The sequence below is a fragment of the Streptomyces swartbergensis genome (genome assembly GCF_002148965.1).
Lineage (GTDB): Bacteria > Actinomycetota > Actinomycetes > Streptomycetales > Streptomycetaceae > Streptomyces > Streptomyces swartbergensis.
In genome coordinates this window covers 1-9,039 of sequence record NZ_NGFN01000344.1, presented here as the reverse complement: position 1 = coordinate 9,039, position 9,039 = coordinate 1, and the positions used below count along the sequence as shown (strand labels likewise).

The window sequence follows — 9,039 nt, the reverse complement described above, 5'->3', positions numbered from 1 at the left end:
CCTGTGAGCCCCCCGTCGAACCCTCCTCCGGCCACCTGTCCGGGCGCGCTCATACCATGCTTCTGAACATGTTCAAAGGGCTGTTGAGCCCCCAGAAGGGTCAACGCGGGCCTTCTCGTCGCTCTGGAGTGCCGAATTCCTTGTGAAGAACTTCACGAACTTTTCCGGGGGCCTGCCCCCAGGGGGCTCATGCGAGCCCCCCGGACCCGCTCAAACGTGATCCTTGCCTGCTCAGAAGCGGCCTGGAGCCTGTTCTAAGCGACGGACCAGGCGATGCCGTCGAGGATGTCGTGCTCGCTGACGACGACCTCCTCCGCGCCGATCCGCTCCATGATCGACAGCAGGACGAGCGCCCCCGCCCCGATCACGTCGACCCGGCCCGGATGCATCGAGGGCACGGCCGCGCGCTCGGCGTGCGTGGAGCGCAGCAGCCAGTCGGTGATCTCGCGGACCTTCTCGCGGGAGACGCGGGAGTGGTGGATGGCGGCCGAGTCGTACTCGGGCAGCTCCTGGGCGATCGCCGACACGGTCGTCACGGACCCGGCCAGGCCGACCAGCGTGCGGGCCTCGCGCAGCGGAACCGTCTCCTCGGCGAGGTCGAGGGCGGCCTCGATGTCCGCCCGCATCGCCGCGATCTGCTCCTCGGTCGGCGGGTCGGTCACGGCCCCGTCCCGGACCAGGTGACGCTCGGTCATGCGGACACAGCCGATGTCCACCGAGCGTGCCGCACGGACATGGTCGTCGCCGACGACGAACTCGGTCGAGCCGCCGCCGATGTCCACCACGAGGTAGGGCTTCGCCAGGTGGTCGCGCCCGGCGAGCTCCTTGGTGGCGCCGGTGAAGGAGAACTCGGCCTCCTGGTCCCCGGAGATCACCTCGGGCTCGACGCCCAGGATGTCCAGCACGCCGCGCACGAACTCGTCCCGGTTCTCGGCGTCCCGGGAGGCCGAGGTCGCCACGAACCGCAGCCGCTCCGCCCCGCGCTCCTTGATGATCCCGGCGTACTCGCGGCAGGCCGCGAAGGTCCGCTGGAGCGCCTCGGGGGCGAGCCGGCCGGTGCGGTCGACGCCCTGCCCGAGCCGCACGATCGTCATACGGCGGTCCAGGTCGACCAGCTCGCCGGTAACAGGGTCGGCGTCGGCGACCAGGAGCCGGATGGAGTTCGTACCGCAGTCCACGGCGGCGACACGGGTCACTGGGCGTCCTCCTCGGCGGCCGTCACGCACGGGCCCTTGAGCCACCACTCCGGCAGCATCGCGATCGCCTCGTCCCCGAGCGGGTTCACGCCGGGCCCTGCGGCCAGCGAGTGCGCCACCAGCACGTGCAGGCACTTCACCCGGTCCGGCATGCCGCCCGCGCTCGGGAAGTTCTTCAGCTCGTCGATCTCGTCGCGGCGCCGGATGTAGTCCTCGTGCGCCGCTTGGTACGCCGCCGCCAGCTCCGGGTCCGAGGCCAGCCGCTCGGTCATCTCCTTCATCACGCCGTTCGCCTCCAGCGTGCCGATCGCCGAGGCGGCGCGCGGGCACGTCAGGTAGTACAGCGTGGGGAACGGCGTCCCGTCCGGCAGCCGCGGGGCCGTCTCGACGACGTCGGGCTGCCCGCACGGGCACCGGTGCGCGATCGCGCGCAGGCCGCGCGGGGGCCGGCCGAGCTGCTGCTTGAAGGCCTCGACGTCCGCGTCGGTGGGCTCGGTGCGCGGAGTGGTCGGCGGGGGCGTTTCCATGACTGTGTTCAGGCTGTCTTTCTCTGGGTGTTCTCTCGGGTCACTTCACTGGTCGGAGGCGTCGGCCTTGTCGACCCCGTCCCAGACGTTCGAGTACCAGGGGCGGTCGGCCGCCCCGAGGTCGGCGTGCGACTGCCGCGCCGCGTGCGGGTCGACGACGATGAACCCCGTCTCCCCCGGCATGACATAGTGCAACCGCTTCCGGATCTGCTGCTCGGCGTACGCGTCGTCCTGCCAGCGCGCCTTCAGGTCGCGCAGCCGTTCGACGCGCTGCCGGGCCTGCTGCTGCTCGCGCTGGAGGTCGTCGATCTCGGCGCGCTGCGAGACGTACTCGCGCATCGGGTAGGCCAGGGCCACGATCAGCGAGCACATCACCAGGGCGAGCAGCGCGGCCCGGCCGGTCAGCCGGGAGCGGCGGGCCTGACGCTTGGTCTGGGAGCGGTAGACCCGGGCCGCGGTCTGCTCGCCGAGCACCCGGATCCTGGTCGCGGTGGAGAACCGGTCCCGGTCCTTCACGGCCATGTCTGTCCGCCTCCCGCTCCACCGTCATACGCGCGTACGTCCCCGGACACGGTACGGGACCGAGTACGGGGACGTACGTACGACGCTGCCTCTTATGTGCCGGTCAGCCCTTGAAGCGCGGGAACGCGCTGCGGCCGGCGTACACCGCCGCGTCGTCGAGGATCTCCTCGATGCGCAGCAGCTGGTTGTACTTGGCGACGCGCTCGGAGCGGGCCGGGGCACCGGTCTTGATCTGGCCGCAGTTGGTGGCGACGGCCAGGTCGGCGATGGTGACGTCCTCGGTCTCGCCGGAGCGGTGGGACATCATGCACTTGAAGCCGTTGCGCTGGGCCAGCTCGACGGCGTCCAGGGTCTCGGTGAGCGAACCGATCTGGTTGACCTTGACCAGGAGCGCGTTGGCCGCGCCCTCCTCGATGCCGCGGGCCAGGCGCTCGGGGTTGGTGACGAACAGGTCGTCGCCGACGAGCTGGACCTTGTCACCGAGCTTGTCGGTGATGGTCTTCCAGCCCTCCCAGTCGTCCTCGAACAGCGGGTCCTCGATGGAGACGAGCGGGTACGCGTCGACGAGCTCCGCGTAGTACTCGGTCATCTCGGCCGCCGAGCGGTCCTTGCCCTCGAAGGTGTAGACGCCGTCCTTGTAGAACTCGGACGCGGCGACGTCGAGCGCGAGGGCGATCTGCTCGCCGGGGGTGTAGCCGGCCTCGTTGATCGCCTCGAGGATGAGGTCGAGGGCCTCGCGGTTGGAGCCGAGGTTCGGGGCGAAGCCGCCCTCGTCGCCGAGGCCGGTGGCCAGGCCCTTCGACTTCAGGACCTTCTTCAGCGTGTGGTACACCTCGGCGCCCCAGCGCAGGGCCTCGGAGAAGGACTCCGCGCCGATCGGGGCGATCATGAACTCCTGGATGTCCACGTTGGAGTCGGCGTGCGAGCCGCCGTTCAGGATGTTCATCATCGGCACCGGCAGCAGGTGCGCGTTCGGGCCGCCCAGGTAGCGGAACAGCGGCAGGTCGCTGGCCTCGGACGCGGCGTGGGCGACGGCGAGGGAGACGCCGAGGATGGCGTTGGCGCCGAGGGAGCCCTTGTTGTCGGTGGCGTCCAGGTCGAACATCGCCTGGTCGATCAGGCGCTGCTCGGTGGCGTCGTAGCCGACCAGCTCCGGGCCGATCTGCTCGATGACCGCGAGGACGGCCTTCTCCACACCCTTGCCGAGGTAGCGGTTCGAGTCGCCGTCGCGCAGCTCGATGGCCTCGAAGGCGCCCGTGGAGGCGCCGGACGGGACGGCGGCACGACCGGTGCTGCCGTCGTCGAGGCCGACCTCGACCTCGACCGTGGGGTTGCCTCGGGAGTCCAGGATTTCCCGGGCTACGACGACGTCGATGGACGGCACGAGCATCTCCTTCTTGATGTGACGCGGGTACGCGGGCCGCTCGGACCCGGCGCGGTGCGGGCCGCGGTGGCTCGCGACATGAGCCTAACCGGCTCCGCGCGATCGGCCACCGGGTCGCCCACCCCATGGACAGAACCGAGAGTAAATTGTTTCCGAACGGAACAAAGCCGGATCGCAAAGACCGGCAGAAAAAACCGGCAGAAAAAACCCCGCCCCGGTGCGTACGGGGGAACACGCACCGGGGCGGGGAGCCCGTGGGGACGGGGATGGGCCGCCGCTTACTTCAGGTGCAGCTGCTGGCCCGGGTAGATGAGGTTGGCGTCCTGGACGATGTCCTTGTTCAGCTCGAACAGCTTCGCCCAGCCGCCCTCGACCTTGTGCTCGGTCGCGATGGAGCTGAGGGTGTCGCCCTTGACGACCTTGTACTCGCCGTCGCCCTTCTTGACCTTCTTGCCGGTCGGGGTGGTGACGGTCTTCTTGGCGGCCGGGCGCTCCTCGGAACGGGAGGCCGGCTGCTGCTCGGTCTGGCGGGTCTCGGTGCTCTGCGACGAGCTGTTCGAGGCGGAGTCGCCCGAGGAGGAGCCGCCGCCGGTGTAGCCGGCGCTCGACAGGCCCTTGCCGCAGACCGGCCAGGCGCCCTTGCCCTGGCTCGCGAGGACCTTCTCGGCGATCTCGATCTGCTGGGCCTTGGTGGCCTGGTCGGCGGTGGAGGCGTACTTGGTGCCGCCGTAGCCGGACCAGGTGGAGGCGGAGAACTGCAGACCGCCGTAGTAGCCGTTGCCGGTGTTGATGGACCAGTTGCCGCCGGACTCGCACTGGGCGACGGCGTCCCACTCGGAGGCGGTGGCGGCGGAGGCGTTGCCGACCGCCATCAGCGGGGCGGCGACGGCGGCACCGGTGACACCGGCGATGGCGATGACCCGAGAGGCCTTGGACGGACGGCGGTGCGTGCCCTTGCCGGAAAACAGCATGGAGAGATCCCCTCACCGACGCCTGCGAGGTGAGCTGTCGGGTTCGGGCCGGTTGAGTTGCCCGGCCGCGTCCCTCCCGGGACACGGCTTCACCCCAAGCCGGACCTGCCGTCGAGTTGCCTCGACCGCCGGGCCCGGCACTTACCTTGGGTCCCCCGCTCCTGCCTACGGCGCTTGACGCGACGACTGTTCCCGTGCGGCCGCTGGCAGGATTCGGCGTTGCGGCAGCCGGGGCTCGCGGTGACGAGCGGTCACGACCGTAGACATGCGATCCGCGGAATTTCAAAGACGATCAGGGCTTCTGAGATCTATCTCTCACCGGCTCATAAGCGACATTCAGCGCGAACGGTGACGTGAACTCGGGTGGTTTCGGGGTGACTTCCGCCCCCGTTTCCGGACTGCACCACCAGCTACTCGTCGTCCGCTTCGACCCGTACCGTGAGCTTCTGACCGGGGCGGATGAGGTTCGGGTCGACGCCGACGGCCGCCTCGTTCCCGACGTAGAGCGCGCGCCATCCGCCGCTGAGGTCAAGGGAGTCGGCGATGGACCAGAGGCTGTCGCCGGGACGGACGACGTAGGAGCCGTCCGTCGCCTCGCGCGAGGCGTCGTCGCCGCGCGATGCGTGCCGGCCCGTGGCTTCGTCCGTACGGCCGTCCGCGGGCGCGGGCTTCTCGTCGGCGCTGGGGCCACGGTGGCGGCCGGAGCCGGTGTCGGTCAGGGCCGAAGAGGCGTCGTTCTGCTGGGAATTATCAGACTCGTCACTGTCGGAAGTGGCCGAGAGGGAGCTGTCGGGCTCCTGCTTCTGCGACTGATCCTGTGACCGATCCTGCGTCGAGGAATCGGTAGAATCGGACGACTTGTCGGACTTGGCCGTTTCGTCCTGCGAGGTCGACGGCGCGTCAGGAGACGGCGACGAGGACGGAGAAGACGAAGGAGACGACTCGGTGGAGTCGAGCAATCCGGGCGAGTCCGTCGGGGTGGACGAGTCGGACGTGCCCGAATCCTTGTCCTGCTGGAGGCCGGAAAGCAGCCCGCAGGTACGCCACGCGCCGACCCCCTGGTCGGCGAGGATTCTCTCGGCCACGGCTATCTGCTGGGAACGGCTGGCCAGGTCGGCGCTCGGGGCGTAGTCGAGGCCGCCGTGGTTCTCCCAGTCCTCCTGGGACAACTGGAGGCCGCCGAAGTATCCGTTGCCGGTGTTCTGGCTCCAGGCGCCGCCGGTCTCGCAGTCCGCGACCCGGTCCCAGGTCGTGCCGTCGGCCGCGCTGGCGCCGGAGGCTCCGAGGAGCGGGATCGCGATGGCGGAGCCGGTCACTCCGGCCGCGACGAGGAGAGCCGGAGCCTGGCGGGGGCGACGGTGCCGACCGTTCCCGGAGAGCATACGGAGACCTTTCGCGAGACAGCAGTGACCGGCGCGACGCAGGGTCCCGGGCCGCGCTGATGGGTGAACGTATCGGCAGACGATCACTTGTCACAAGTTCATGCCGCGCGGATCACGTGAAGATCACATTCCTGACGGCGTGTCACCTCGGTGTCGGTGTGAACTCCACCGGCAGGGTGCGCAGCCCGCGCATGATGAGGCCGCCGCGCCACCTCAGCTCGGCCGGATCCGCGGCGAGCCGCAGGTCCGGAAGGCGGGTGAGGAGCGTGGCGAGCGCGGTCTGGCCCTCCAGGCGGGCGAGCGGGGCGCCGAGGCAGTAGTGGATGCCGTGGCCGTAACCGAGGTGCTGGTTGTCGCGGCGGGCGAGGTCGAGCACGTCCGGATCGGCGAACCGCTCCGGGTCCCGGTCCGCGGCGGCCAGGACGACGAGGACCGGGTCGCCGGGAGCGATCCGCTGCCCGCCGATGGTGAGCGGCTGCGTGGCGAACCGCCAGGTGGCGAGTTCGACGGGCCCGTCGTAACGCAGGAGCTCCTCGACGCCGGTCTCCAGGAGGCCGGTCTCCCCGGCGGCGAGGGACGCCTGGAGCCGCGCGCGCTGCTCGGGATGGGTGAGCAGGGCGTAGGTGCCGTTGCCGATCAGGTTCACGGTCGTCTCGAAGCCGGCGAACAGCAGGATGAACGCCATGGCCGCCGCCTCGTTCTCGGTGAGGTGCTCACCGTGGTCGGAGGCGCGGATGAGACCGGAGATGAGGTCCTCGCCGGGGGCGGGCTCGGTGGGCAGCGCCTCCCGCTTGCGGTGGATGAGGTCGGCGAGGTAGCCGCGCATCTTCTTCACGGACCGCGCCACGCCGCCCCTGGGCCCGCCCTGGTGACGGATCATCATCCCCGCCCAGTCGCGGAAGTCGTCCTGGTCCTCGCGGGGGACGCCGAGCAGGTCGCAGATGGCGTAGATGGGGAGCGGGAACGCGAACTCGTGGATGAGGTCGGCGGATCCCTTCCGCGCGAACCCGTCGATGAGCCCGTCCGTGAGCTCCTGCACCCGTGGCGCGAACTCGGCGACCCGGCGGGGCGTGAACGCCTTGGACACGAGCCGCCGCAGCCGGGTGTGGTCCGGCGGGTCGATGTTGAGCAGATGCGTCATCAGCTCGGCCTTGCGCTCACCGGGGATGCCGGTCTTGCCCTTGGCGTGCGCGGGTTCGTCGTGATGCGCGGGGTTCTTGGAGAGCCGGTGGTCGGCGAGCGTCTGCTTGGCATCGGCGTACCGCGTGACCAGCCAGGCCTCCACGCCGCTGGGCAGCTTGGTGCGGTGCACGGGGGCGTGCTCGCGGAGCCAGGCGTAGGCGGGATAGGGGTCGGTGGCGAACTCCCACGAAAACAGTTCGGGCACGCCGGGCACGCCGGGCACTTCACGTTGCATGCCACGACCCTACGCAGCGCCCGGGGGACCGCCGGACGCCGCTGTCAGAGGTCGTCGCTACTCTCGCCGCGTCGGAACAGAGGAGGACCGGGTGCTCGAAGGCGTGTTGATCGCGGAGAGCCTGCGGGTAGGGGCCGAGCTGGCCGGTGTCCCGCTGCGCGTCACGAAGATCGCCAGGGTGGAGGTGGAGGGCGCGGCGGCCGGGCAGCCGCAGCGGTGGACGCTCCTGGACTTCACCGGGGAGGAGGCCGACGCGGAGCCTCTGGCCGAGCGGCTGGCCGCGTGCCTGGACCCGGCCGGGGGCTGGTACGTCAACTACAACACCGCCGCCGAGGCGTTCGTGGTCTTTCCCGGCGAGGTCTTCCGCTATCCGCGCGGCCAGGATCCACGCGGGCGCGCGGAGGGCCGTCGGCGGGCACAGGAYCACGCCCGTTCCCTCGGGATCCCCCAAGCGCAGCTGGACTGGCGGGACTGACCCGCCGGGCACCGCGTCACGGACGTCGGTCCCGGCCCTCGGCCTCCCTGATGGCGTCCCGGTACGCGCGGGCCGCCGCTCTCAGGGCCGCCTCCGGGTCGACGCCCTCCGACTCCGCGCGGACCGCCAGGGCCAGCAGGTCGTAGCCGATGCCCTCGACGGGCGGGAGCGGTATGTCCAGGTGCGCCGTGCGGGCCCGGGACGCCAGCTTGGCGGCGAGGGCCAGGCCGGGCTGGCCGAGGGGGATGCCCTCGGTGATCGAGGCGCGCTGCTTCTCGACCGCCTTGGTGCGCAGCCAGTGCGCCTTGACCTCCTCCGGCGTGGTGGCCGTCTCGTCGCCGAAGACATGCGGGTGGCGGTGGATCAGCTTGGCGACGATGCCGGCGGCGACGTCGTCGATGGAGAAGGGGCTCTCCCCCTCTTCCGGGCGGCCTTCCTCGGCGATCCGGGCGTGGAAGACGACCTGGAGGAGGACGTCACCGAGCTCCTCGCGCAGTTCGTCGCGGTCGCCCTCCTCGATCGCCTCGACGAGTTCGTACGCCTCCTCGATGCCGTACTTGGCGAGGCCCTTGTGGGTCTGCTGGGACGACCACGGGCACTCGGCGCGGATGCGGTCCATGACCTGGACAAGATCGAGCAGGCGGGCGCCCGGCAGGTCGTAGGAGGCGGGGAGCAGCTCCAGCTCGGGCATGGCGACGCGGCCGGTACCGGCGAGGCGCGCCAGGCCGTCCGTCAGGGCCGGCTCGCCCTCGCCCGTCGCCACGACGACCACCGTGCGGCCGCCGGCGCAGGCGTCGACCAGCTCCTGGGCGGCCGGGGACGCCTCGTCGACGGTTATCCCCGCCTCGCGGAGATACGGCAGCTGCGGGTGCGCGCCGTCCGCGCACAGCACCTGGTCGGCCGCGTGCAGTGCCTGCCAGGCGGGCCAGGACAGCAGGCCGGGGGCGACGCGATGGCTGGTGGTGAGCAGGACGATACGGCCGGGGGCGGCGGTGTCGGCCGTGCCGGGGGCGGCCTGCTCGGGGCCCGGGGTGGCTTCGGGGCTGTTGGCGTTCACGATTCGAAGCTATCCCACGCCGCCGACAGCCCCTGAAGTTATCCACAGGCCCCGTGGACGGGGTGGGCCCTGCATGCTCTGCTGCTACATGCTCTGTTGCGCCTGGGC

General features: G+C 70.8%; 9 protein-coding genes and 1 riboswitch. Of the genes, 1 reads left to right on the top strand and 8 read right to left on the bottom strand.

Going from position 1 to position 9,039, the window contains the following annotated elements:
• Positions 1–254: 254 nt before the first annotated feature.
• The 7 genes from CA983_RS35685 to CA983_RS35655 form a co-directional block, all read right to left on the bottom strand.
• Positions 255–1,196 carry a Ppx/GppA phosphatase family protein gene (locus CA983_RS35685; RefSeq protein WP_086604892.1) on the bottom strand — a complete coding sequence of 314 codons (942 nt, stop codon included), beginning with the start codon at positions 1,194–1,196 and terminating at the stop codon, positions 255–257.
• Entirely contained in the window at positions 1,193–1,723 is a 531-nt protein-coding gene (locus tag CA983_RS35680) for a DUF501 domain-containing protein (protein ID WP_086604891.1), read from the bottom strand. The genes CA983_RS35685 and CA983_RS35680 overlap by 4 nt, the downstream gene beginning before the upstream one ends.
• A 45-nt stretch (positions 1,724–1,768) precedes the next feature.
• Positions 1,769–2,245 carry an FtsB family cell division protein gene (locus CA983_RS35675; RefSeq protein ID WP_086604890.1) on the bottom strand — a complete coding sequence of 159 codons (477 nt, stop codon included), beginning with the start codon at positions 2,243–2,245 and terminating at the stop codon, positions 1,769–1,771.
• Positions 2,246–2,348: 103 nt separating this feature from the next.
• Positions 2,349–3,629, bottom strand: coding sequence for a phosphopyruvate hydratase (gene eno, locus CA983_RS35670; protein WP_059424418.1), 1,281 nt, complete (start codon positions 3,627–3,629; stop codon positions 2,349–2,351).
• 278 nt (positions 3,630–3,907) lie between these two features.
• Positions 3,908–4,600 (bottom strand): LysM peptidoglycan-binding domain-containing protein, encoded by a 693-nt coding sequence (locus CA983_RS35665; RefSeq protein WP_086604889.1) that lies wholly within the window; start codon positions 4,598–4,600, stop codon positions 3,908–3,910.
• Between the two features lie 4 nt (positions 4,601–4,604).
• Positions 4,605–4,783, bottom strand: a riboswitch (cyclic di-AMP (ydaO/yuaA leader).
• A gap of 227 nt (positions 4,784–5,010) precedes the next feature.
• Complete coding sequence (locus CA983_RS35660) at positions 5,011–5,982, bottom strand: transglycosylase family protein (protein ID WP_086604888.1); 972 nt, start codon at positions 5,980–5,982, stop codon at positions 5,011–5,013.
• 142 nt (positions 5,983–6,124) lie between these two features.
• The gene (locus CA983_RS35655) at positions 6,125–7,399 is read right to left on the bottom strand and encodes a cytochrome P450 family protein (protein ID WP_086604887.1); all 1,275 of its coding nucleotides are present in this window, start codon (positions 7,397–7,399) and stop codon (positions 6,125–6,127) included.
• Positions 7,400–7,490: 91 nt separating this feature from the next.
• On the opposite strand from CA983_RS35655, the gene CA983_RS35650 reads away from it, so the two are divergent.
• The gene (locus CA983_RS35650) at positions 7,491–7,874 is read left to right on the top strand and encodes a hypothetical protein (protein WP_086604886.1); all 384 of its coding nucleotides are present in this window, start codon (positions 7,491–7,493) and stop codon (positions 7,872–7,874) included.
• 16 nt (positions 7,875–7,890) lie between these two features.
• On the opposite strand, the gene CA983_RS35645 is transcribed toward CA983_RS35650, so the two are convergent.
• Positions 7,891–8,931: a nucleoside triphosphate pyrophosphohydrolase gene (locus tag CA983_RS35645; RefSeq protein WP_086604885.1), complete on the bottom strand. Its 1,041-nt coding sequence runs from the start codon at positions 8,929–8,931 to the stop codon at positions 7,891–7,893.
• Positions 8,932–9,039 lie beyond the last annotated feature (108 nt).

What these genes read in the sequence shown, in the direction of transcription:
- CA983_RS35660 (WP_086604888.1), bottom strand. Translation starts at nt 5,982, where the DNA reads ATGCTCTCCGGGAACGGTCGGCACCGTCGCCCCCGCCAGGCTCCGGCT.
- CA983_RS35655 (WP_086604887.1), bottom strand. Translation starts at nt 7,399, where the DNA reads ATGCAACGTGAAGTGCCCGGCGTGCCCGGCGTGCCCGAACTGTTTTCG.
- CA983_RS35665 (WP_086604889.1), bottom strand. Translation starts at nt 4,600, where the DNA reads ATGCTGTTTTCCGGCAAGGGCACGCACCGCCGTCCGTCCAAGGCCTCT.
- CA983_RS35680 (WP_086604891.1), bottom strand. Translation starts at nt 1,723, where the DNA reads ATGGAAACGCCCCCGCCGACCACTCCGCGCACCGAGCCCACCGACGCG.
- CA983_RS35675 (WP_086604890.1), bottom strand. Translation starts at nt 2,245, where the DNA reads ATGGCCGTGAAGGACCGGGACCGGTTCTCCACCGCGACCAGGATCCGG.